The organism is Micromonospora sp. NPDC049679, assembly GCF_040659735.1.
GTDB lineage: Bacteria > Actinomycetota > Actinomycetes > Mycobacteriales > Micromonosporaceae > Micromonospora_I.
The window spans coordinates 98,206-120,452 of sequence record NZ_JBFANZ010000019.1; the positions used below are offsets into that span (position 1 = coordinate 98,206).

Below are 22,247 nucleotides of genomic sequence, written 5' to 3' on the forward strand. Positions count from 1 at the left end.
CGAGTGATCCTCGACCGCTACCCGACGCGGTTTACCGCGGGAAACACAAAGGGGAGAACCGTGACGCACGTGACCGAACGCGGCAACGCGGACGTCGGACCCGATGGAGGCGCGGCCTCCCGAGCGGAGCCCGGTAACCGTCAGCCGTGGGTTGCGGGGGCGAGCCGCACCGGCCGGAAGCGCGCTTCGACGTACGCGGACGCGGGCGTGTCGATCGATGCCGGCGATCGGGCGGTCGAGCTGCTCAAGTCGAAGGTGAGGCTGACGACGCGGCCCGAGGTGATGGGCGACATCGGCGGGTTCGCCGGCCTCTTCCGGCTGGACACGAAGAAGTATCGCAACCCGATCCTCTCCGCCTCGACGGACGGCGTCGGCACGAAGCTGGTGATCGCCCAGCAGCTCGACATCCACGACACGGTCGGCATCGACCTGGTGGCGATGGTCGTCGACGACCTGGTGGCCTGCGGCGCGGAGCCGCTCTTCCTGCTCGACTACATCGCCTGCGGCGAGGTGGTGCCGGACAAGATCGCCGAGATCGGCGCCGGCATCGCCGACGGCTGCCGTTACGCGGGCTGCGCGTTGCTCGGCGGCGAGACCGCGGAGCACCCGGGTGTGCTGCGTCCGGACGAGTACGACGTCTCGGCGACCGGCGTGGGCGTGGTGGAGGAGAGCGAGATCCTCGGCCGTGACCGGGTCGAGGTCGGTGACGTGGTCATCGCGATGCGCTCCTCGGGTCTGCACTCCAACGGTTATTCGCTCGTACGGCACGTGCTGCTCGGCGCGGGGCGGATGCGCCTGGACACGGTGGTCGACGACTTCGGCCGGCAGCGCACGCTGGGCGAGGAGCTGCTGACGCCCACCAAGATCTACGCGCAGGACTGCCTGAAGCTGATCGAGGAGTGCGAGGTGCGCGCGCTGGCCCACGTGACCGGTGGCGGCATTCCCGGCAACCTCGTGCGGATCCTGCCCGAGCACGTCGACGCCGTGGTCAACCGGTCCACCTGGAAGCCGCAGTCGATCTTCGACCTGGTTCAGGCGAAGGGGCGGATCGAGGACCCGGAGATGGAGTCGACCTTCAACATGGGGATCGGGATGTTCGCGATCGTGTCGGCCGAGGACGCCGACCGGGCGCTCGCCTTCCTCGCCGGGCGTGGACTGGACGCGTGGCAGGCGGGCGAGATCATCGAGGGTTCCGGCGCCGTGCAGATGATCGGCCAGCACACCCGCGGCTGACTTTCCACCGGTGATCACTATTTGCTGATCATGCGCATACGTGATTGGCACTTCACCCGAGTGGACACCTCCGCCTAGCCTGAAGCGGCATCCACAGGTAGAGGAGGGGCGGTGACGCGCGAGCGGGTGAGGTTTTCGGGCATGCGTGGCATCGCTTCCGTGCCGACGTATGTCGTCATGCAGCCCACGACGTTGTGCAACCTCGACTGCGCGTACTGCTATCTGCCGTTCCGGTCCCAGGACCGCAAGATGCCGACGGAGGTCGCGGCGGCGGTGGCCGCCGCGGTCAACGACTGGGCCCGGGACGGCCGCTTCTCGGTGGTCTGGCACGGGAGCGAACCGCTCGCCACCGGGCGGGAGTACTTCGCGGAGCTGCTCGCTCCCTTCGACCCCGGCGTCGAGCACCACGTGCAGACCAACGCGACCCTGATTGACGATGCGTGGTGCGAGTTTCTGACCGCGCACCAGGTGCGGGTCAGCGTCAGCGTCGACGGCCCACGCGAGCGCAACAGCGAGCGGGTGGGTCGGGGCGGACAGCCGTCGTACGACCGCGTCATGCGCGGTGTCGAAGCGCTGCGCCGGCATGGCATCGGTTTCTCGGCGCTCTGTGTCGTGAGCGAGCCGACGCCGGGGCTCGCGACCGAGCTCTACGACTACTTCCTGGAGCTCGGCTGCGATGTCCTGGGCATCAACATCGAGGAGATGGAGGGGGTCAACCGGCGCGGCAACGACCATCCGGCCGCTGCGGTGTCGGGGTTCTGGAGCGAGTTGGTCGCTGCCTGGCGTCGCGATCCCCGGATCCATGTGCGTGAGGTGGAGTGGTCGCTGCGCTACGCGGCCGCGGTGCTCGACGGCACCGCGGACCGGGTGCTGCCGGCGCAGCTCGATCCCATCCCCACCATCGCGTACGACGGCTCCGTGGTGCTGCTCTCACCGGAGCTCGCGGGCTTCTCCGACCCCCGCTACGCGGATTTCACCAGCGGAAACGTGCTCGCCACGCCGCTGCCGACGATCCTGGGGATGCCGGAACGGACGCCCTGGATCGCGGAGTTCCTGACCGGGGTGGAGGCGTGCCGGTCGAGTTGCCCGTACTTCGGGTTCTGCGGAGGCGCGCACGCCGCCAACCGTTACTTCGAGCACGGGCGTTTCGACGGTACGGAGACCAACCACTGCCGGAACAGCAAGATCCGCTTATTGGAGGGAGTGTTGAACCATGCCCGAGACCACCAGCCGCCGGCATCCTGACCACGTCGAGGAGGATTCCCTCGACCCGGTTGCCGCGCGAGTGCGGGGGGCCCGGGCGGGGCTTACCGCGCTGCTCTCGGAGGCGGAGGAGGCACGTCGTCAGCGCGCCGAGGTGGCTGCCGGAGATGGCGGATCCGCGGTCTGCGCCTGGAACCACTTCGAGAACATCCCGACGTTCTACAACTGGAACAATCGGCCGCGCTGACGGCACCAAGCGGAGTTCTCGTCGACGAAGGACTTGTCGGGGTCAATCGGACGATTGGCCCCGACAAGTCCTTGATCGCATAAACAGTCCTGGTGGACGGTGACCGGCACCAGACGGACACGCATGAGCACGCGGGCGTTACCGCGTGCTCTGATATGGCTGAACGTCAGCGGGTCGGAGGCACCCAGTTACCCGGGTCGTCGTCCGCGTCGTCCTCGTCATCGTCGTCGACCAACTCTTTGTAGTCGTCGTCGAAGTTGCGGTCAGACTTCCCACTGCCAGCCAGTTCTCGCTGCAGTGCAGTGAGGTCGGTGTTCGGGGAGTGGTACTTCAACTCCCGGGCCACCTTTGTCTGCTTGGCCTTAGCACGGCCGCGCCCCATGGCTCGACCCCCTCGCACAGAATTCGGGGCAGCCCGAAGGCGGGCCCCGATGACGTCAGGCATCTCTCGTGGCTCTTACGGTACATGGGGAGGACCCGGTTCGGCACCTCGGGTTACCCGCGTCGCTCCGGCGCGTCGCCGCCGGGCGTGGCGTACTGCGTTTTCCGGGACCGTAAGGAGTGCATCCCGAATTCGGTCATGACGGCCACCGACGCCCTTTGGGCCTCATCCTTCCCGCCGATCACGGAGTTGTCCACCGGTCACGAACTCTTCACACGATTTGGTGTCGCTCCGCGTGAACCAGTCCCTGACCGACGCCGGATTCCTTGATCGGCGGAAAGCATGAGGTGCGGCCGGGAACGGTCAGGCCAGGTGGATCGTGCGCAGCCGGCCGACCTCCGCCATCCGACGCTCGGCCAACCGGTCGGCCGCCGCCGCCGGCGGCACGCCCTCCGCGTCCGCGAGCCGCAGGATCTGGCGGGTCGTGTCGAAGATCCGGGTCGCCCGCAGCTTGGCCCGCTCGAAGTTGAACCCCTCGATCTCGTCGGCCACCTGGATCACGCCGCCGGCGTTGACCACGTAGTCCGGCGTGTAGAGCACACCCCGGTCGGCCAGCACCTTGTCGATGCCCGGGTGTGCGAGCTGATTGTTGGCCGCCCCCGTAACAATCTTGGCGCGAAGCGCGGGCACCGTCTCGTCGTTCAGCGCCCCGCCGAGCGCGCAGGGGGCGTACACGTCGATGTCGGAGGAGATGAGCGCGCCGGCGTCCGCGACCAGGTCGACCTGCGGGTACGTCTGACGCGCCCAGTCCAGGGCCCGCTCGTTCACGTCGGTCGCCACGACCGACGCGCCGTCGTCGATCAGGTGGCCCACCAGGTACTTGCCGACCTTGCCCAGGCCGGCGACGCCGACCCGACGACCGGCGAGGGTGGGTGAGCCCCAGACGTGCTCGGCCGCAGCGCGCATCCCCTGGAAGACGCCCCAGGCGGTGAGGATCGACGAGTCCCCCGCCCCGCCGTGCTCGACGCTGCGGCCCGTCACGTAGCGGGTCTCGCGGGCGATGATGTCCATGTCCGCAACGTAGGTGCCGACGTCGCAGGCGGTGTAGTAGCGGCCGGCCAGCGACTCGACGAACCGGCCGTACGCCCGCAGCAGCGCCTCGCTCTTGACCTGCTCCGGGTCGCCCCAGATGACGGCCTTGCCGCCGCCCAGATCGAGCCCGGCGAGCGCGTTCTTGTACGCCATCCCGCGCGAGAGCTCGAGCACGTCGTGCAGGGCGTCCGCCTCGGTGGCGTACGGGTAGAAGCGCGTGCCGCCCAACGCGGGGCCGAGGGCGGTCGAGTAGATACCGATGATCGCCTTCAGCCCGGTCTGCTTGTCCTGGCAGAAGACGATCTGCTCGTGCCCGGCCGATTCCTGGCCGTCGGTGCTGGCGAATACGCCCATGACTGCTCCTGATGTCGGTGGCGCCCTTGTGGGGTGCGGTCCCTGTGATGGCCGGCGGGGTGGCGCCGGTCATGTCGAGCCTAATATCGCCCTGTCCATGTGCTCGCTTCGCGTTCCCACGCCGCTCGACCCGCTCCCAGCAGGTGACGGCAGCGATGGTCGTTTTCATGGGAGGATCGCGCCGTGCCGTCGCTCTTCGCTTCATACCTGCGCGTGTACGAACCGTTGACCGCCTTCGACCGCGACCGTCAGGTGTACTGGCGGCGCTACGTGAAGGAGGGTCGGGCGGTGGCGCCGCTCGACGGTCCGGTCCGCCAGCGCACCGCGGTGATCGAGGCGCTCGGCGCGGGGTGGACGCGGCTGCCGGATCCGCCTGACGAGGCGTACGTCCTGGAGACGGATGACACGCTGCTGATCTGCCCGTGGAATCTGCGGGTACGGGTGGCCGAAGCGGCGCTCAGCGCGCGCGACGGGGTCCCTTCGGTGCTCGCCGACGCGTTCGTCCCGCCGGTGCTGGCCGGGCAGGCGAAGGCGGTCGTGGAGGACTGGCGCAGCGGGGCCCGGGTGCTGGAGCAGGGGGTCCCGCGGGTGCATGAGCAGATCGCCACGTGGGGCGTTCCGCTGCGCTGGTTCGTCTTCATCGAGGAGGGCGAGCGCGAGTTCGTCACGCGGACCGGGAGCCGGGCGCTGCGCTACCGCACCGAAATCTCCAAGGCCCGTCGGCGCGCGTCCCGTGGCCTCGCCGTGCTGCGCAAGTCGGTCGGGGACGCACCGATCACGCAGGCGGTGGAGGAGGGGGCGCGGTGGCTGGAGGAGTTTCATCCCCGATCGGTCGTCGAACTCGACTACGGCGGCCTGGTCGACCTGCTGCCCGATGACGCGCTGGGGGCCGATGACTCCCCGGCGCTCGTGGCCGCCGGGCTCGCGGGGCTCTCCAGCGGTGACGCGGACGCGGCGACGGAGGCGTACGAGAAGCTGGTGGCGCGCTGGCGCGCGGTGCAGTTGCTCGAACGATGCAATTAACGACGAACGGTACGAACTGGACGAGCCGGGAACGGCGCTAAGGCGAGGATGATTCGTAATCGCCGGGTCACGAAGCGTGATCAAGAGTCCAAATAAGGCGGTTTCTGGCATATAAAAGCGTCATAAATCAGTCATTGCTCATCCTTCTATCCAGGGACGTCCGGCCGTTCGGCCCATGTCGGACATCGGGGACTAGCCGGACCATGGGATACGCGTCGACCGGCGGGACCCCGGCCGATGTTTACACCCTGTGGAGGAGTACCGATGGCATCGCGAACGCATGAACCCGAGCCGCTACTCACGCCGGCCGAGGTCGCGTCGATGTTCCGAGTCGACCCGAAGACCGTGACACGGTGGGCTAAGGCGGGCAAGCTAAGCGCAATTCGCACTTTGGGCGGACACCGTCGTTACCGCGAGTCGGAGGTTCGGGCCCTGCTGCAGGGCCAGATTCCTCAGCAGCGCCAAGGCGACTGAAGAGGAGCCGTTCCAACCGGCTGAGCGTCGGGCAGGGGCGAGGGACGTGCGGGTGACCGCGCGACCTTCGCCCCTGCTCCGTTCTGCGGCCATCCACCCCGCTCCTGTCCATCCCGAGGCAGGCGGCTAGTCGTCGAGGACGATGCGGATGCCGACCGTTCCGTCGTCGCCGCGACGCAGCCGGCTGCCCAACAGCGTCAGCCGCCCGGCCACGCCGTACTTCTGCTTCAGCAGATCCCGCACGTGCGCGCTCCCCGCCGCATCGCTGATCGAGGCGTGCGCCGGCACGGGATCGGCGTGCTGGTTGCCGCGGAAGTCGCAGGGAGCGAGCGTCACGGCGTCGATGTTGCGGATCCGTTTGACCTTGCCGGCGTCGGCGGCGCTCCAGACGGCGAGCGCGTCGCCGTCGCGCACCACCCAGACCGGGGTGGCCACCGCTCGGCCGTCCTTGCGGAACGTCGTCAGCAGGACGTATTTCTCGGCACCGAGTCGGTCCAGGGCGGTCACACCAGTCAGGGTACGGGCTCGGCCGCGGTGCCGAAGGCCGTGTGCCCCGGTAGCGTCGGCGTAATGCTGGGTGAACCGCGCATTGGTGATGTCTTCGGCGAACTGCTGCGCGACGCGCTCGCGGTGGCGACCGGTGTCGGGCCGCGGCCCCTGGTCGGTGGCCGATTACCGAGGCCGGTCATCGAGATCATCGAACGGGACGACGGACTGATCAACGGAGCGCCCGCCGCGCACTACCTGGACGGACCCGAGCAATGGCAGCCGTACGACCATCGGGCCGTCGGCCGGGTGCGAGGCGAGGTGCTCGACATCGGCGTCGGAGCGGGACGGATCGCGCTGCTGCTGCAGGAGCGGGGCGTCCCGGTCACCGGGCTGGACGTTTCCCCGGGGGCGCTCGCCGTCGCGCGTAAGCGCGGCGTACGCGATCTGGTCTGCGCCACGGTCGATGAGCACGCTCGCGAGGGGCGGCGCTACGACACGTTCCTGCTGCTCGGCAACAACCTCGGGCTGATCGAAGGGCGGGAACGCGCGCCGTCGTTCCTCGCCGCGTTGGCCGCGATGGCCCGTCCCGGCGCCCAGATCATCGCGCACGGCACCGACCCGTACGGCACGAACGATCCGGTGCACACCTCCTACCACCGCCGCAACCGCGAGCGGGGGCGGTTGGGTGGGCAGTTGCGGCTGCGCCTGCGCTACCGCGAGCTGGGCACCGACTGGTTCGACTACCTGGTCTGCACGCCGCAGGAGCTGGCCGGGTTGGTCGAGGACGGCCCGTGGCGACTCGTCGACGTCGACCTCACCGACGCGCCCTACTACCTCGCGACGCTGCACCTGGCCGGGTAGCGCGCAAGCGGCGCTTGGCGCTGCCCGCCAGGCGCGCGCGGGTCCGGTGTGGACGGGATGCCGGCGCTGAGGGCGGCGAAGGTGTCGAGGGAACGGGTCAGGCGGGTGGGAGACCCCCGTCGCCGTCGACGACCTCTTCGGGAGTCCCGTCCTCGTCGCGGTCCACCATCGTGATGTCGACCGTGCCGTCGCCGGTCGTGTCGAACTGGAAGACGTCCGGCCTCCCGTCGCCATCGGTGTCAACCACCCAGACGTCGGTCCTGCCGTCGTTGTTGGTATCCATCTTCAACAGGTCGACGCGCTCGTCTCCGCGCGTCTCCACGATCTCCTGCGGCTCGCTCATGGGGTGTCCCTTCATCGCGGATGATTTGAAGGTCGACACTAGGGCCCCCTCGGTTCCGCCGCGACCCGGGCTGCATAGGGTCGGGTCCATGAACGATCGTTTCGTCGTGGTCGGGGCCGGCACGATGGGCCTCGGGATCGCCTATGTGGCCGCCGGTGCCGGCTACACCGTCGAGCTGGTCGAGATCGACCGGGACCGCGCCAATGCCGCGTTCGACACGCTGCACGGGCTCTGGGACCGGGCTGTGGACCGCGGCAAGCTCTCCACAGAGGACGCTGATGCGAGCCGTGCCCGGCTGGTCGTGAAGACCGATCTGGCCGACGTGGTCGACGGCCCCGCCGTGATCGTCGAGGCCGTGCCCGAACGTCTCGACCTCAAGCGCGCGGTGCTCGCCGCGGCCGAGAAGCGGCGCCCGGCGCTGCTCGCCTCCAACACCTCGAGCATCCCGATCGCGGAACTCGCCAGCGGGCTGGACCACCCGGAACGCTTTCTCGGACTCCACTTCTTCAATCCGGTCTGGGCGATGGCGCTGCTCGAGGTGGTGGTCGGGGCGGCCACCGCCGCCGAGACCACGGCGGCCGGCGTCGCGCTCGCCGGCCGGCTGGGCAAGGACCCCGTCGTCGTACGGGACATGCCCGGCTTCGCCACCTCCCGGCTCGGCGTCACGCTCGGCCTGGAAGCGATCCGCATGGTCGCCGACGGAGTGGCCAGCCCGGCCGATATCGACAAGGCGATGGTGCTCGGCTACCGGCACCCGGTCGGTCCGCTGGAGTTGACCGACATCGTCGGTCTGGACGTGCGGCTGGACATCGCCCGTACGTTGCAGGCGGCCTACGGGGACCGCTTCGCGCCGCCGCCGCTGCTCGAGGAGATGGTCGCGGCGGGGCGGCTCGGCAAGAAGTCCGGGCAGGGCTTCTACCGCTGGGAGGGTGGGGCCAAGCAGTGAGTCTTGACATCGAGGAACGCGGCGACCGGCTCGTCGTCACGCTGAATCGGCCCGAGAAGCGCAACGCCATCGACGCCGAGATGGTCTCCGCGCTGCACGACGTGTGCGCGCGGCTGGAGCGCGAACCGCGACTGCTGCTGCTCACCGGCGGCAGCGAGGGGATCTTCGCCGCCGGCGCGGACATCGCCCAACTGCGCGAGCGCGGGCGGCTGGACGCGCTAGCCGCGATCAACTCGGCGATCTTCGCCCGCATCCGGGCCCTTCCGCTGCCCACCGTCGCCGCGATCGACGGTCCCGCGCTGGGCGGCGGCGCCGAGCTCACCTACGCCTGTGATCTGCGGGTCTGCACCGAGCGTGCGGTGTTCGGCCAGCCCGAGGTGCGGCTCGGCATCCTCGCCGGCGCCGGCGCGACGCACCGGCTGCCCGCGCTGGTCGGGGAAGCGCGGGCCAAGGAACTGCTCTTCACGGGCCGACGGGTCAACGCCGAGGAGGCGCTGCGGATCGGCCTGGTCAACCGGACGGTCGCGGACCCCGCTGACCTGCTCGGGACGGCACACGGGCTGCTGGACGAGATCGCCAAGGCGTCCGGGCTGGCGTTGCGGCTGACCAAGCTGGCCGTTGACGCCCCGCCCGGCGCGCATCCGCAGCTCGACCTGGTCAGCCAGGCCGTCCTCTTCGAGGATGAGGAGAAGCGCCGGCGGGTGACCGATTTCCTCGACCGGAAGGGCCGCTGAGCCGGGTCCGGGCCACCGGTGTCGGGCCGGTCGCCCGCGGGCGACCGGGCCACGGTCAGTGGCGCAGCGCGACGCCGGCCGAGATCAGCGCCTTGATGACCTGTGCCGACTCGCCGAAACCGATGAGCAGGACCGCGTCGGCGCGGAACGCCTTGATCTCGGCTGCCCCCGCGGAGAACTCCAGCGGCGTCGAGGCGTCCGCCGGCGGTTCGTAGCTCAGCAGCTTGAGCTGGTCACCGCCGATCCCGGCCTTCTCCAGCTCGGCGCGGACGTTGCTCTGCAGGCCCTCGCCGTACGAGTCCTTGCGCGCCACGATGGCGATCTTCTGCGACCCGTCGCGGAGGATCACGTCGGCCAGTGCCCGTCCCTGCAGCAGGTCGGACGGGGCGGTGCGGAAGAACAGCCCGTCGTCCTGGATGGTGCTCAGACCGGCGTCGGTGTTGCACGGGGAGAAGAGGATCACCCCGGCCTCCACCACCTCCGGAAGCACGGCGCGCGAGATGTCGGAGGCGCCGGCGCCGATCATGACGTGGACGCCCGCCTCGATGTGCTTGCGCACGGTCGCCTTCGCGACCTCCGCGTTGGTCCCGTCGTCGCCCTCGATCCACTGCACCGGCTGTCCCAGCACACCACCCGCGGCGTTGACCTCCCGGATCCCCAGTAGGGCACCGGCCGCCATCGGCGGGTACAGCAGCGCCAGGTCGCCGCTCATCGGCAGCAGCCCGCCGATCTTCAGCGGCCGCGTGCTCCGTGCGCCGCTGCGCTGCTTCCTGCCGGCCGGCGGCAGCTTCGTCGTAGTGGCCGTCTCGTCCCCGGCGCCGACGAATTCGGTCTTGCCGTCGTTGATCTGGTTGTTCGCGTCGAAATGCAGGGTGGCGAAGGTCGCCGTGGAGGGCTCGCCCGCGTCGGTGAAGCCACCCCGCTTCAGCGACACACCCCGGTATTCGATGTCCGTGCCGGCCCGGGCCAACCTGAAGCAGTCACTGACCACATCGCACGGGGTGCCCATGGTGGTGACGCCATTGATCTGCGCGGCGATCTGAGCGGGCGTGCTGGCCCCGGCGAGTTGCGCGGCCAGCGCGCTGATGACCACCGCGTCGTACGTCTCACCCGCGTAGACGACGTCATCGAGCTTCGGGTAGACGCTGCGGAGCCGGGTCTTGAAGCTCTCGGAGAGGGGCGTCAGCGGCGTCGTCCCCTTCATGCCGGCGAGCACCCCGCTCTGGTCCTTGAACTCCCCGCCGAACGAGTTGCCCATGTTGCCGTCGGTGCCGTACAGGCGCACGGGCGAAGGCTTTCCCGCCTGCTCCGCGTCGTCCGTCCCGCAACCCGCGACGGTGAACAGAAGCGCTGCGCAGGCTGCCAGAGCAGCGCCGCCGCGCGAGCCGCGTGACACGAACATGAGGTAGTCCTCCCGAAGGTTCCGTGGCGCACATTAGCGCGCGTATCCCTCAAAGGACACCGCAGGTCAACAGCTTGTCAGTGGGTAGTTGACCGGTCACGGGACGAGAGGGTTCCGCCGTTCGCCGGTCTTACCTTGACCGACCGGCATACCCTTCCGCTCATGACCGAGCCGAAGCGGACCGTAGCGAGGTGACGACGTGACCGACGTTCCGCCCGAGGCACGTGACGACGCCGCGCAGGTGCTGCATTGCGCTCTCGCCGGTGACAGTGACGCCGTGGTCGGCACCTTCGACGCCGTCGTCGACCGTTCCGGGGTAGCCGGAGCCTACGACGTGGCCTGGTGCCTGGCCGCCGCCATGGTCGGTGACGGCGTACCCAGCGGGACGTGGACACTCGACTTCCCCGGCATCGACGACGCCCGCTACGACGCCCGGTGGGTCGCGCGCTTCATCAGCGCGTACGCCAACTGCGACATTCCGACCGGCGAAGCGCTCTTCGGCGCGGCCCTGGCCGACGGCCAGCTTCCCGATTGCCTGCTCACCCTGGCCGGGTCGGCGGTGGCTACCCTGCGGCGCCGCGCCGCCTGACCCCACCCGTGATCCGTCCGCGCCGGCCGTCACGCGCCGATCCGTGTCGCGGGCAGCGGGGCCCCGCTGTGTGATACCCCTGGTGGAATGTCCGACGTGATCCTGGCCAAGGTGCGCAAGCTGCTGGCCAAGGCCGAAGACCCGGCCTGCACGGTGGCCGAGGCGGAGGCCTTCACCGCCAAGGCCGCCGAGTTGATCGCCAAGTACGGCGTGGACCGCGCCCTGCTCGCGGCCCGGGATCCGGCCACCGATCCGGTCGGCGACCGGGTGATCGAGCTCCTGCCGCCGTACGCCCTCGACAAGGCCGGTCTGCTCGCCGCCGTCGCGGATGCGCTGCGCTGCCGTTCGGTACGGCGTCGCGACACCCGGGGCTTCACCATGCACCTCTTCGGGTTCGCGAGCGACCTGGAGCGGGTCGAGCTGCTCTTCACCTCGCTGCTCGTACAGGCCGCCTACGGGCTGGCCGCCACGCCGGTCCCACCACACCAGCATCCGGCGGCGTTCCGCCGCTCCTGGCTCGCGGGGTTCGCCGCGGCGGTGGCGGTGCGGCTCCGCCAGGCCGAGTCGGCCGCCGCCACTGAATCGGCCGCCGCCGGACACTCCGTGGCGCTGGTGCTCGCCGACCGGTCGGGGCACGTCGAACGGCGGATCGCGGAGGTCTATCCCCGGCTGCGCACCGCCGGACCGCGTCGGCTCGCCGGCAGCGGCATGAGCCAGGGCGCGGCCGCCGGCCGCCGCGCGGACCTCGGGGGGACCGGCCTGCGACCCGGGCGTACGGCTCCGCTCGGTGCCTAGTTCTCCCTGGCCTCAACGTGCTACGCAAGTGGGCCGACATGCTGCACTCACCGGTCAAGCCCAAGTTCTGTACCGGCCCCGCTGTCTGGTCCCACCACATGCTTGACGGTTGACCTGGACGTCTACGGCGTCCACACGGTGACCAATGGCATGAGGTCCCGGATCCCCACGCTTTTCGCGCCACCAAGGGTCGGCAAGATGACGCTGATATCTGGGTGGTAGTCGAACAGCACCTGACGGTCGCGCCCGCACGGACTGACCGGCCCGCGGCCGAAATTGCCCACCGCCACGATTGTCGTCAGCTCGCGAGCCCCAGAAGCACGGGCGTGAGCGAGTGCGACGAGTTCGGCGCAGGGGCCACCGGTGAAGTGGTAAAGGTTGATACCGCCGTACATGGACCCATCGACTCCACGCACTGCTGCCCCGACGGTATGGATGCCGTCCACGCCGTCGGTGTTTGCATCCACGATCTGACGGGCGTATTCGATCAGTTCACGGTCGTCGTCGGTCAGGTCGCGCGGGGAGATCCGCATCGGATTAGGCTACCCACGCCGAGCATGATCGAGGTATTGATCATGTCAAGCGTCTGGTGGGACGCGAGTGTCAACCAGGTCCCGAGTCAAGGCACGGCCGCAGTCGGCTGTCCGACTCCGGTGAGGCGTTACAGGCGGCTTCACATGATCGGCGACACCCCGCGGAGCTAGAGAAAGCCGAGCCCTTGGCGCGCTACGAATCTTGCCCCTTACCCTGCAAGTCCTTGAGGAATTGATCACCGTTGCTACGATCCCACCCGTGGACGAGACCGTAGCGCGACGGAGTTTCGCCGTGCTGGCGGGCTGGTACGCGTTCGTCGTGCTCGCGCCGGTCGCGGCGGTGGCCTTCACCCTTGGCCCTGAGTTTCTGGGCCTGGGCCCGGAAAGGCCCGGTCCCGACAAGCTGTGTACGGCGAAGACGCAGGCGTGCTTGAGACCGGGTCGGGACGTGTGGGACCTGCTTCAGGGCTGCGTGCCGCTCCTTCTGGTCAGCCTGGCGATCTCGCTGCTGGTGCGACGGTTCCTCGTCCACCGGTCCGAGTCGGCGGTGGTCACGGGCACACTGGCGGCGTTCAGCGGTTGGCTCGGCTGCGCACTGCTGGCCTGCGGTCTGCCCATACTGCTGTACCGCTAGCCGGACGTGTCACCGATCATCTGAGTGATCCGTAACGCATCAAGTGGAGCCCGACAAGCCGGCAGTCGGCGGGCTACACGTGGTCCTGGTCCTGCGGGGTCTCTAGCAACGCGGCAGCGAGCTCGGCCATGGAACCGATGACGGCAGGGGCGGGGTCGAACCGCCGACCTTCCGATTTTCAGGCACCCGCATTTCCGCAGGTCAGGCAGCCGCAGCAGCCCGCCGTGCGACAGCCCGTGCGATTGGCCTCCGTATCGTGATGTGCCGGGGTTGCCGTGCGACATCTCCGTCTCGGAGGGGCCGGGCAAGCCTGCGACCTTGACATCCCTTGAATGATGGCCGCATGAGCGTGAACGACCTGGGCCCGGAATGGATCGACTTGCGCCTCGTCATCGTGGTCCTCGGCCTTGTCGTGGTCATACTCGGCGTGCGTGTCGCGGTGACGCGACGGTTTCCTATGGCCTGGGTGCGGGGTGAGCGTCTAACGGCCAGCCAGCGATCCCAGCCCGTCCGCCACGGTGGCTCTGTCGCCCTGCTCGGTGCGGGCGTGCTCGTCCAGCAGGCACCGTTCCTCATCCCCGTGCCCTTCGCGGTCGGACGGGCCCTGTTCGCAGTGGCACTGCTTCTCGTCATGACTGCGGTGGGATGGTCCGTCCTGGTCCGGCGCTAACCATTCACTAGCTCCGCATCGTGATGTGCCGAGGCAGCCGTGCGACATCTCCGTGCGCGGCCAGCTCGGACAGGGCTTTGGCGATCTCCCGGTCGCGCCCGTCGACGGCGTGGAGGTACCGGCGAGCTGCCGCCATGGACGAGTGGCCCAGCCGCTTCATCAGGTCAGCCAGCGTCGCGCCGGTCTGCACGGCGAGGGTCTGCCCCGTGTGCCGCAGGTCGTGAAGGTCAGGACCGAACTCCGATTCGTCACCCCACTCAAGCCCTGGCCCAAGCGCAGATCCGGCGGTAAGCCCTCAGGAAGACCATGACCGCAGAACTGGACGCCCAAGACGAGCGGTTCCTGGCAAGGGCCATCGAGATCTCACGGCGCGCATTGGAGGACGAGGGCAAAACCCCGTTCGGAGTCATCGTCGTCATATCCGGAGAGATCGTCGGTGAGGCCAGCAGCGTTGTCGAGCTGCGGGACCCGACCGCACACGCCGAAGTCATGGCCCTGCGTCATGCAGGCAGCAACCTCTGGCGACACCTCTTTCAAGACGGCATCATGTACGCCAGCAGCGAGCCCTGCCCCATGTGCCTCATGGCCTGCTACTGGGCCCGCATCCCCCGACTGATCTTCGGAGCCAGCAGCCACGACGTAGCGACCTACGGCTTCGAAGACCTCCAGTTCTACCGAGAGGTCGCCCAACGGGCCGAGCGCCGTTCATTGCGCGAAGAGGTTGCCGAAGGAGCCCTCCGGGACCAGGCCGTCGACGTGCTACGCAAGTGGGCCGACATGCTGCCTTCACCGGTCGAACCCAAGCTCTGACAGAGCCCACTGTCCTCCGTCGACTGATGTACGACAGGCGTCCGCCAACTGATCTGCGACACCCAGCGCGCTGATCGCGGCATGACAGGTTGGCTGGGCGGCAGTACGCTCCCGACCCGGTGACGAGACGAAGGGGACAGGGTGGGCGCATCGGCGTGGAGCTGGCAGGTGCCGTATCAGCAGGATCTCGGTGGCGCGTTGCAGCAAGCTCGCCGCGAGGCGTACGCGCGGGGCTCGTTCTATCGCGAAGAGCCGAACAGGCAAGCCCGATCGATGGGCGAAGAAGACTATGTCGCGTGGGAGCTTGCCGAGATTCGAAAGAGCGTCGTCGACGCGTTCGGCGATGACGGCTGGGAACCAGACGACACCATGTCCCGAGAGGCATGGCGTGCTGCGCAGATCGAGGTGACAGGCCCAGACTCGCTGCTGGCGTCGCAGCCGTTCTCCGGCACCCACTCGATCATCGACATGACCGGGGTCTCGGCCACAGCGGCACCGCGAATGGTGGCACCGGTGCCAGCCGAGGAACTGGACGAGCTGTTCGGCGCGCGCCGACCTGCCGCCACCGCGGTCGCCGAGGCGATCGAGAACGGTGCCCTCACCGGCCTCGAGCGATGGCACGGCCGGTACGTGATCGGGTACGACGGCGATGTGCCGCACGCGATCTACTTCGTGGGGTACAGCGGCGACTGACCCGGCGCAACGGCCGACAGCGACCCGTGTGACTGCCACGACCGGTCGTTCGGCTGGTAAGGCGCTCCACCTTGTCCCCGTCCGGGGAGGCCGGACGGTCTACGACTGCCCGACGAGGAGATCCGCCCGCGACGCTGGAACGCGTCATCCCTCGTGCTGGTTGAAATCAACGTGCAACCCCATGCCACCGTCGGTCAGAAGTCCGCCGTCGGACTGAAGCATGCGCCACTCGGCCTCAATATCCTCGGCGTCGCCTCGGGCGAGGAAGGACGCCCACGGTTCGATCCCCTGGCCTCCCAGGCGCCGCACCCGGTCCGCCTCACGGTGCTGCAGCCGTAGCAGGGCAGCAAGGACATCACCCGGACGCGCACCGTAAGCCGCACAGCACCATTCGAGCCGTTTCGCCGCGTGTGCCCATTCGGCAGGTCCGGTCAGGTCGCGCAGCGGCACCGCGTACCAGGCGAGCTGGGCGAGGTCATCAATGGCTTCACCCGGTTCGGCGAAGTCCCAGTCGATGAAGCCGACCAGCTGACCGCCGGTCCAGATCGAGTTCCATGGGCCGAGATCACCATGACGGATGATCGAACCGGGCCGCCAACACGCCTCCGGATCAAACCAGACGGCATCGGAGGGCGGGACGAAGTTGGCGACAGCGTCATGGTAGTTGGCCAGCCAAGCGGCCAACTGCTCGATGCCGCGCCGTTCCATCAGCGACGCAGGCCACGGACGCATCGCCGGCTCGCCGTGTAGCAGCGACAAGACTTCGCGACCCTCGGAGTCGATACCCAGCACTCTTGGCGCGCCGGTGAAGCCCACGTCTGCGAGGTGGTTGAGCAAGGCATGGACGGTCGGTGTCCACGGTCCGCGCGGCCGTCTGATGGTGTCCCCGACCCGCCGTACTGTGGTGATGCTGCCGCTCGCCGTATTGCCGTCCTCGATCATCGTCGCAGGCTACAGGCGAGGGGGATGCACGTAGGCCGAGGCGGCGATGGGCAATCCACGGGCAGTAACCACGAAGCCTGGCGGTCATTAGCGGGCACGAGTGGTAGGCGGGCCAGCCGAGGAGAGAAGGCGTTTCGGGCATCACGACCGGTTGCGCACGCCCTTCCAAACTGAGGCTCCAGAGCCGCGGCCCGAGGGCGCTGACGGTGGCCATGCCAGGTGTGAGGCCGGCCACGAGGCGGCGCGAGCCTCCAGGCGCACCAAAACCGTCCGTGCGATCCAAGTGCGATAAGCGCCGGCCACTAGTGGGATTCCGGGGTCAACGAGGGGCAGACCGGACGGCCGGGCTTCCGGGGTGCAAAGCAAAGCGCCCACCGGCGTTTCCGCTGGTGGGCGCTGCAATAGCCCGGCGAAGGCTATGTGGCCAGGGGCGGGGTCGAACCGCCGACCTTCCGATTTTCAGTCGGACGCTCGTACCAACTGAGCTACCTGGCCGTGCACTCGAGCAATGTTACCTGGCTGGCGGCGGGGCCGCCGATCAGGTTGTCACGCTCGGAAACGCAGAACGCCGCGCGTTGGGTCACGCACGGCGGACGGCGCTGGCGGTCCTGACGGGACTTGAACCCGCGACCTCCGCCTTGACAGGGCGGCGAGCACTCCAACTGCTCCACAGGACCTTGCTCTTGCTCCGGCTAGGCCGGTCGTGCCCCCAACGGGATTCGAACCCGTGCTACCGCCTTGAAAGGGCGGCGTCCTAGGCCGCTAGACGATGAGGGCGGCCCCGCCATCATTGCACATGGCAACTTCAAGCGGACTTGCTCCCATCCGGCCCCGCCGGAGGCTTCGAAAGCATACGTGACGCCGAGCCGTACGACAAAACCGGTGCCACCCGCGTCACAGTCGCCGGTCCGGCCAGTGCTCCGCGCTCACCGGAGCAGGGTGATGCCGTGCTTCTGCCGCAGCGTCGCGACCAACTTCGGACAGACCGCGAGGGTGCCCCTGCGGTCGCCGCCGCCGTCGTGCAGCAGCACGATCGACCCGGCCCGGGCCTGGCTGATCACCCGCTTGCGGATCGTCTCCGCTCCCGGCTTGGCCCAGTCGTGCGGGTCAACGTCCCAGCCGAGCGGCGTCATTCCCAGCTCGCGGGCGACCTTGACGACCGCGGTCGTCCATTTCCCGCCGGGCTGCCGGTAATAACTGATCTTCGTGCCGGGCGCCGCCCGATGGATCTCGCGGTTGGTCCGGATGAGGTTCGCCTGTATGTGGGCCGGGGAGAGTTTGCCGAGGTTGAGTTCGTGGTGCCAGCTGTGATTGCACAGCGTGTGTCCCTCGCGCACCATCCGCGCGACGAGGGCGGGATGCCGCCGCACCTCTGTGCCGACCACGCAGAAGGTCGCCTTCACGTTGCTCGCCCGCAACTGGTCGAGCAGTTTCGGCGTCCACACCGGGTCCGGTCCGTCGTCGAAGGTGAGCGCGACGCCCTTGGTGCCGGTGGTCCGCTGCGTGCCGAACGGTCCGGTTCCGGTGCGCGAGACCGTCGTCGTCTGCCCGGGTTGGGTCGGGGACGGTGTGGGGGGCGGGGGTGACGCGGTGGGGGTCGCCTTGCGGGAGAGGGCGTGGGCCGTGGACGAGGGCGTATTACCCGGCAGGGCCCAGAGCCCGCTGAGTAGGAGCGTGGGCGCGACCACACCGGCCACGATTGCGGTGCGTCTGTGCATCGTCGACTCTCCGACGAGAGGGTGGGGGGACGGAGGGACCACACGCTAGCGGAGTCGGGCCAAGCGTGAAAACCCCTCTGATTCAGCTCACAGCGGCCCCACCCGCCGCCTGTGCGGCGAGGGACAGGGATACCGCCTCCATCAGATGTCGTGGATGCGATACGCCGTCCGGCAGTGTGTCGAGCTGCCAGCCGGGACCGGCGGCGAGGATCAGCAGCGGTCGGTGTGCCGCCGCGAGCAGCGCGCCGAGTTGTCCGGGCGCCGCGGTTGATCGGGAGTGCGACCAGAGGACCACGGCGGCGGGGCCGGTGCGCGCCACCGCCTGGGCGAGCGCCGGGGGCGGCACGCGGGCCCCGAGCAGTCGGCAGGCGACCTGGGCCTCGGCGAGCGCCGCGGCGAGCGCCTCCAGCGGGAGCGCGTGCTGCTCCTCGTCGGCGCAGGCGAGCAGGATCCGGGGTGCCTCGGCGGTGCGCGGTCGGGGCACCGCGCCGAGTACCTCGGAGACGCACCGGGAGAGCAGGTGTTCGACCTCGATGAGGCTGCCGGTGGCGGCGTGCCGTTCGCCGATGCCGACGAGCACGGGCGTCAGCACGTTCTGCCAGGTGTGGATCACGCCATCTGCCGAGACGGACTGCTGGATGAGCTCGCGCATCGCGACGGAGTCGAGGCGCATCGCCGCGCGGGACAGCCCGCGGGCCGCAGGACCGGCGCGTCCGACCGGGATGGCGAACCCGCCGCCGTCGCGGGCGGTCGCCGCCGGCGTCTCGGCCCGATGCGGGTCGGGGGCGCCCGACGCCCACCGGGCCGCCTCCGCCGGGACCACGCCCTCGGCGGTCAGCCGGCGCATGACCTCCAGACGCGCGAGGTCCTCGCTGGTGTAGCGGCGGTGGTGGCCGGGGACGTGCTGGCTCGGGCCGAGTCCGTAGCGCTGGTGCCAGGTGCGCAGCGTGGTGACGGCGACGCCCAACCGGCGTGCGACCGCCCCCGCGCTCAGCGCGTCATCGCCCACCCGACCGCTCCGGTGCGTCGTCGAGTGGCCGGCCGGGGTCGGCGGTGGCGGGTTGGTCGAGCCGGCCGATCACGCCGGCGAGCCAGGGCGCGTACGCGTCGGGGTTGGCGGTGAGGTCGGCGCGCAACTCGGCGCGGTCTGTCCAGCGCAGTTCGGCGACCTCGCCGGGGTCCGCGAGCAACGGCTCGTCCGGGGAGAATTCCCCGAGAAGCACGTGATCGTATTCGGACTCCACGCGTCCCGTGACCGGATCTTCGGCGTAGTAGGTGTAGATGCCGATCTCGGTGAGCGCGACCGGTCCCGCGCCGATCTCCTCGGCGAGGCGGCGGTTGGCGGCCTCGGCGGGGGACTGGCCGGGTGCGGGGTGTCCGCAGCAGGCGTTGGCCCAGACGAGGGGGAAGCGGGTCTTGGCGCTGGCCCGCCGCTGCAGCAGGATGCGACCGTCGGCGTCGGTCAGGATGACCGAGAACGCGCGGTGCAGCCGGCCGGGCGGCCGGTGCGCCTCGTCGACGGTGCACTCGCCGGTGGGGCGACCCGCGTCGTCCACGAGTTCGACGAGGTGGCTCTCGCGCGACGCCGCCACCGGGGCGCCGGTCACCGGGGAGCCCCGACGACCCGGGCGGCCGCGAGCTTGCCGGAGATCAGCACCATCGGCACCCCCACGCCGGGCTGCGTGCCCGAGCCCACGAAGACCACGTTGTCGAGTGTGGGGTGCAGGTTGCTCGGACGGAACGGGCCGGTCTGGAAGAGGTTGTGTGCGGCCGCGAACGGGGTGCCCGCCGCCATGCCCTGATCGGCCCAGTCCGCGGGGGTGACGACGTGCGACACCTCGATGCCGTCGCCGAAACCGCGGTATCCCCGCTCCTCCAGCGTGCTGACGAGCTCGTCGACGTAGCGGCCCGTCAGCTCGCCGCGCCAGTCGAGGTTGCCGCGTTCGAGGTTGGGTGTCGGGGCGAGCACGTAGTAGGTCTGCCGACCGGTCGGCGCGAGCGACGGGTCGGCACGGCTGGGGTTGGTGACGAGCAGCGACGGATCGGACATCAACTCACCGCGCTTGATGATCTCGTCGAAGGTGCCCTTCCACAGCTTCCCGAAGTGGATGTTGTGGTGGGCGATCTGCCCGTACGCCTGGCGGGATCCGACGTGCAGCACCACGCAGGACGGCGAGTAACGCAGGGTGCGTTGCCGCGACGGCGGGAGCAGGTCCCGGTGGGCGACCGGCAGGTCGGGGTTGAGCACCACGACGTCGGCGGGGATGCGCTCGCCCTCCGCGGTGATCACGGCGGCCGCGCGCCCGGCCGAGGTCTCCACCCGCGTCACGGTGGTGCCGTAGCGGAGCTGCACGCCGTGCTTCTCCGCGGCGCCGGCGAGCGCCTTCGGGACCGCGTGGATTCCGCCGCGCGGGAAGTACACCCCGGCAACCGAGTCGAGATAGGCGATCACGGCATAGATGGCGAGCGCGTCCTGCGGGGCGAGCCCGGCGTACATGGCCTGGAAGGAGAAGACCCGACGGGTCCGGGGATCCTTGAAGAACTGATCAATTTTGGTCTGGAGTCGGCGGAACGCGCCCCCGGCCAGCAGCCGCAGCAGGTTGGCGGTGAGGAGATCTCGTGGGCTGTCGAGGTTGCGGTCGATGAAGTCGCGACGTTCGAGCTCCCACAGTCGCCGGGCGTAGTCGACGAAGCGCAGGTAACCGTCGGACTCGCGGGGCCCGCACACGCGGGAGACCTCGGCGGCCATCCGTGCCGTGTCCGTGATGACGTCCAGCGTCGAACCATCGGGATAGTAGGCGCGGTAGGCCGGATCGACGGGGGCCAGATCGAGCCAGTCGGTCAGCTCCTCGCCGACCGCGCCGAGCGCCTCCGCGATCAACTCCGGCATGGTGAGCACGGTCGGTCCGGTATCGAACTCGTAGCCGTCAAGGCTCAGCCGACCGGCGCGACCCCCCGGCGCCGCTTCGCGTTCGAGCACGGTGACCTGCCGACCGCTGCCGGCGAGGTGCAGGGCGCAGGCCAGCCCGCCGAGCCCGGCGCCGACCACGACCACCCGGTCCGTGGCTCCGCTTACGCTTCGCACGACGTCACCTCCTGGAGAGCCTCCATCATGCCCGCCGCCGCCCGGTGGTGGCCGTGACGGGTGTCCTCCACCGCGACCGTCACGACCGCGCCGAGGAACTCTGGCGACGGCTCAGCTCGCGGGACCCGTCAGCGGGGGTGGCGCTGTCGCCGTCCCGGTCGGTCCGTCCCGGCCGGACGGGCGGGCTCAGAGGGCTGGCGGTGAGGGTGTTGTTGGGCACGGGGGTGAGCGTACTCTAGTGTGACGAGTTGCGTCGATTGTTGCGTCGATTACGAGGAGGGGTGGTGGACACGGATCTCGCCGGGGCATATGAACGCTGCCGTCAACTGCACAAACGGCACGGACGCACCTACTATCTCGCCACCCGCCTGCTGCCCTCCTGGAAGCGTCGACACGTCCACGCGCTCTACGGCTTCACCCGCTACGCGGACGAGATCGTGGACCGTACCGGGGAGTTCGCCCCCGGCGAGCGGGCCGCGGCGCTCCGCGCGTGGTCCGACCGGTTCCTCGCCGGTCTGCACGGCGAACCGACCGACGACCCACTGCTCCCCGCCGTGCTGCACACCATCGCCGTCTTCGACCTCGATCGCGCCGACTTCGCGTCGTTCCTGCGGAGCATGGCGATGGATCTGACGGTCACCTCGTACGCCAGCTACGACGACCTGCTCGACTACATGGAAGGGTCGGCGGCGGTGATCGGCACGATGATGCTGCCGATCCTCGGCACGGACGACCCGGCGGCAGCACGTGAGCCGGCCCGCCAACTCGGCTTCGCCTTCCAGCTCACCAACTTCATCCGGGACGTGGCGGAGGACCTCGACCGCGGACGCACCTACCTTCCCGACGAGGACCTGGCGAAGTTCGACGTCACCCGTGACGACCTGGTCGTGGGGGGGGGGGGGCGGGGGGGCCCCCCCCCCCCCCCCGCGGGGGGGGGGGGGGGGGGGGGGGGGCCCCCCCCCCCGGGGGGGGGCGGCCGGCCGGACCGCGCGCGG

General features: G+C 69.6%; 27 protein-coding genes and 3 tRNA genes. 15 read left to right on the forward strand and 15 right to left on the reverse strand.

All coding sequences use genetic code 11. The features are described from left to right. Positions 1 to 60: 60 nt before the first annotated feature. The 3 genes from purM to amcA all read left to right on the forward strand — a co-directional run bounded on the left by purM (position 61) and on the right by amcA (position 2,683). Positions 61 to 1,233, forward strand: coding sequence for a phosphoribosylformylglycinamidine cyclo-ligase (gene purM, locus AB0J06_RS15010; RefSeq protein ID WP_357428640.1), 1,173 nt, complete (start codon positions 61 to 63; stop codon positions 1,231 to 1,233). Positions 1,234 to 1,374: 141 nt separating this feature from the next. After that, positions 1,375 to 2,478, forward strand: coding sequence for a cyclophane-forming radical SAM peptide maturase AmcB (gene amcB / locus AB0J06_RS15015; protein ID WP_357428642.1), 1,104 nt, complete (start codon positions 1,375 to 1,377; stop codon positions 2,476 to 2,478). Continuing rightward, positions 2,447 to 2,683, forward strand: coding sequence for a multiple cyclophane-containing RiPP AmcA (gene amcA / locus AB0J06_RS15020; protein WP_357428644.1), 237 nt, complete (start codon positions 2,447 to 2,449; stop codon positions 2,681 to 2,683). Before amcB ends, amcA begins: the two co-directional genes overlap by 32 nt. A 166-nt stretch (positions 2,684 to 2,849) precedes the next feature. Here the strand turns inward: amcA and AB0J06_RS15025 are convergent, their stop codons facing one another. Further along, positions 2,850 to 3,065 carry a DUF3073 domain-containing protein gene (locus AB0J06_RS15025; protein ID WP_357428646.1) on the reverse strand — a complete coding sequence of 72 codons (216 nt, stop codon included), beginning with the start codon at positions 3,063 to 3,065 and terminating at the stop codon, positions 2,850 to 2,852. A 363-nt stretch (positions 3,066 to 3,428) separates the two neighbouring features. After that, complete coding sequence (locus AB0J06_RS15030; protein WP_357428648.1) at positions 3,429 to 4,511, reverse strand: Glu/Leu/Phe/Val dehydrogenase dimerization domain-containing protein; 1,083 nt, start codon at positions 4,509 to 4,511, stop codon at positions 3,429 to 3,431. Between the two features lie 183 nt (positions 4,512 to 4,694). Between AB0J06_RS15030 and AB0J06_RS15035 the strand changes: the two genes are divergently transcribed. Both AB0J06_RS15035 and AB0J06_RS15040 read left to right on the forward strand, forming a co-directional pair. Further along, positions 4,695 to 5,534, forward strand: a complete 840-nt coding sequence (locus AB0J06_RS15035) for a hypothetical protein (protein WP_357428650.1) — start codon at positions 4,695 to 4,697, stop codon at positions 5,532 to 5,534. Positions 5,535 to 5,798: 264 nt separating this feature from the next. Further along, positions 5,799 to 6,008 carry a BldC family transcriptional regulator gene (locus tag AB0J06_RS15040; RefSeq protein WP_007073996.1) on the forward strand — a complete coding sequence of 70 codons (210 nt, stop codon included), beginning with the start codon at positions 5,799 to 5,801 and terminating at the stop codon, positions 6,006 to 6,008. A gap of 126 nt (positions 6,009 to 6,134) precedes the next feature. Here AB0J06_RS15040 and AB0J06_RS15045 read toward each other — a convergent pair whose 3' ends face one another. Further along, positions 6,135 to 6,515, reverse strand: coding sequence for a PPOX class F420-dependent oxidoreductase (locus tag AB0J06_RS15045; RefSeq protein WP_357428652.1), 381 nt, complete (start codon positions 6,513 to 6,515; stop codon positions 6,135 to 6,137). Between the two features lie 63 nt (positions 6,516 to 6,578). Between AB0J06_RS15045 and AB0J06_RS15050 the strand changes: the two genes are divergently transcribed. Then, positions 6,579 to 7,358, forward strand: a complete 780-nt coding sequence (locus AB0J06_RS15050) for a methyltransferase domain-containing protein (protein WP_357428654.1) — start codon at positions 6,579 to 6,581, stop codon at positions 7,356 to 7,358. Positions 7,359 to 7,455: 97 nt separating this feature from the next. Here AB0J06_RS15050 and AB0J06_RS15055 read toward each other — a convergent pair whose 3' ends face one another. Next, entirely contained in the window at positions 7,456 to 7,701 is a 246-nt protein-coding gene (locus AB0J06_RS15055) for a hypothetical protein (RefSeq protein WP_357428656.1), read from the reverse strand. Between the two features lie 88 nt (positions 7,702 to 7,789). Here AB0J06_RS15055 and AB0J06_RS15060 point away from each other — a divergent pair, with 88 nt between their 5' ends. Continuing rightward, positions 7,790 to 8,647 (forward strand): 3-hydroxyacyl-CoA dehydrogenase family protein, encoded by an 858-nt coding sequence (locus AB0J06_RS15060; protein WP_357428657.1) that lies wholly within the window; start codon positions 7,790 to 7,792, stop codon positions 8,645 to 8,647. After that, positions 8,623 to 9,381, forward strand: a complete 759-nt coding sequence (locus tag AB0J06_RS15065) for an enoyl-CoA hydratase/isomerase family protein (RefSeq protein WP_357428705.1) — start codon at positions 8,623 to 8,625, stop codon at positions 9,379 to 9,381. Before AB0J06_RS15060 ends, AB0J06_RS15065 begins: the two co-directional genes overlap by 25 nt. Positions 9,382 to 9,436: 55 nt before the next feature. On the opposite strand, the gene AB0J06_RS15070 is transcribed toward AB0J06_RS15065, so the two are convergent. Continuing rightward, complete coding sequence (locus tag AB0J06_RS15070) at positions 9,437 to 10,783, reverse strand: ABC transporter substrate-binding protein (RefSeq protein ID WP_357428659.1); 1,347 nt, start codon at positions 10,781 to 10,783, stop codon at positions 9,437 to 9,439. A gap of 199 nt (positions 10,784 to 10,982) precedes the next feature. Here AB0J06_RS15070 and AB0J06_RS15075 point away from each other — a divergent pair, with 199 nt between their 5' ends. After that, the gene (locus AB0J06_RS15075; RefSeq protein ID WP_357428661.1) at positions 10,983 to 11,372 is read left to right on the forward strand and encodes a hypothetical protein; all 390 of its coding nucleotides are present in this window, start codon (positions 10,983 to 10,985) and stop codon (positions 11,370 to 11,372) included. A gap of 87 nt (positions 11,373 to 11,459) precedes the next feature. Next, positions 11,460 to 12,167, forward strand: a complete 708-nt coding sequence (locus AB0J06_RS15080; protein WP_357428663.1) for a DUF2786 domain-containing protein — start codon at positions 11,460 to 11,462, stop codon at positions 12,165 to 12,167. Positions 12,168 to 12,289: 122 nt separating this feature from the next. On the opposite strand, the gene AB0J06_RS15085 is transcribed toward AB0J06_RS15080, so the two are convergent. After that, a complete protein-coding gene (locus AB0J06_RS15085) occupies positions 12,290 to 12,700 on the reverse strand; it encodes a cytidine deaminase (RefSeq protein ID WP_357428665.1) in 411 nt (136 codons plus the stop codon). Between the two features lie 259 nt (positions 12,701 to 12,959). On the opposite strand from AB0J06_RS15085, the gene AB0J06_RS15090 reads away from it, so the two are divergent. The 4 genes from AB0J06_RS15090 (at position 12,960) to AB0J06_RS15105 (ending at position 15,507) form a co-directional block, all read left to right on the forward strand. Next, entirely contained in the window at positions 12,960 to 13,334 is a 375-nt protein-coding gene (locus AB0J06_RS15090; RefSeq protein WP_357428667.1) for a hypothetical protein, read from the forward strand. 343 nt (positions 13,335 to 13,677) lie between these two features. Then, positions 13,678 to 14,004 carry a hypothetical protein gene (locus AB0J06_RS15095; RefSeq protein WP_357428669.1) on the forward strand — a complete coding sequence of 109 codons (327 nt, stop codon included), beginning with the start codon at positions 13,678 to 13,680 and terminating at the stop codon, positions 14,002 to 14,004. Between the two features lie 306 nt (positions 14,005 to 14,310). After that, positions 14,311 to 14,814, forward strand: a complete 504-nt coding sequence (locus AB0J06_RS15100) for a nucleoside deaminase (RefSeq protein ID WP_357428671.1) — start codon at positions 14,311 to 14,313, stop codon at positions 14,812 to 14,814. Between the two features lie 141 nt (positions 14,815 to 14,955). Continuing rightward, positions 14,956 to 15,507 (forward strand): hypothetical protein, encoded by a 552-nt coding sequence (locus AB0J06_RS15105; RefSeq protein ID WP_357428673.1) that lies wholly within the window; start codon positions 14,956 to 14,958, stop codon positions 15,505 to 15,507. Positions 15,508 to 15,651: 144 nt separating this feature from the next. On the opposite strand, the gene AB0J06_RS15110 is transcribed toward AB0J06_RS15105, so the two are convergent. The 9 genes from AB0J06_RS15110 to AB0J06_RS15150 form a co-directional block, all read right to left on the reverse strand. Continuing rightward, the gene (locus tag AB0J06_RS15110) at positions 15,652 to 16,449 is read right to left on the reverse strand and encodes an aminoglycoside phosphotransferase family protein (RefSeq protein WP_357428675.1); all 798 of its coding nucleotides are present in this window, start codon (positions 16,447 to 16,449) and stop codon (positions 15,652 to 15,654) included. A gap of 421 nt (positions 16,450 to 16,870) precedes the next feature. After that, a tRNA-Phe gene (locus tag AB0J06_RS15115) sits at positions 16,871 to 16,944 on the reverse strand. A 105-nt stretch (positions 16,945 to 17,049) separates the two neighbouring features. Beyond that, positions 17,050 to 17,126: transfer RNA gene (locus AB0J06_RS15120), tRNA-Asp, on the reverse strand. Between the two features lie 27 nt (positions 17,127 to 17,153). After that, positions 17,154 to 17,226, reverse strand: a tRNA-Glu gene (locus AB0J06_RS15125). A gap of 149 nt (positions 17,227 to 17,375) precedes the next feature. Next, complete coding sequence (locus AB0J06_RS15130) at positions 17,376 to 18,167, reverse strand: polysaccharide deacetylase family protein (protein WP_357428677.1); 792 nt, start codon at positions 18,165 to 18,167, stop codon at positions 17,376 to 17,378. Positions 18,168 to 18,249: 82 nt separating this feature from the next. Next, positions 18,250 to 19,176 (reverse strand): MerR family transcriptional regulator, encoded by a 927-nt coding sequence (locus AB0J06_RS15135; RefSeq protein WP_357428679.1) that lies wholly within the window; start codon positions 19,174 to 19,176, stop codon positions 18,250 to 18,252. Next, positions 19,166 to 19,774, reverse strand: a complete 609-nt coding sequence (gene idi, locus AB0J06_RS15140) for an isopentenyl-diphosphate Delta-isomerase (RefSeq protein ID WP_357428681.1) — start codon at positions 19,772 to 19,774, stop codon at positions 19,166 to 19,168. Before idi ends, AB0J06_RS15135 begins: the two co-directional genes overlap by 11 nt. Continuing rightward, the gene (crtI, locus tag AB0J06_RS15145; RefSeq protein ID WP_357428683.1) at positions 19,771 to 21,252 is read right to left on the reverse strand and encodes a phytoene desaturase family protein; all 1,482 of its coding nucleotides are present in this window, start codon (positions 21,250 to 21,252) and stop codon (positions 19,771 to 19,773) included. The genes idi and crtI overlap by 4 nt, the downstream gene beginning before the upstream one ends. 79 nt (positions 21,253 to 21,331) lie before the next feature. Further along, positions 21,332 to 21,472: a hypothetical protein gene (locus tag AB0J06_RS15150; RefSeq protein ID WP_357428685.1), complete on the reverse strand. Its 141-nt coding sequence runs from the start codon at positions 21,470 to 21,472 to the stop codon at positions 21,332 to 21,334. A 64-nt stretch (positions 21,473 to 21,536) separates the two neighbouring features. Here AB0J06_RS15150 and AB0J06_RS15155 point away from each other — a divergent pair. Further along, positions 21,537 to 22,247 (forward strand): phytoene/squalene synthase family protein (locus AB0J06_RS15155; protein ID WP_357428687.1); only part of this gene is annotated, 711 nt, incomplete at its 3' end.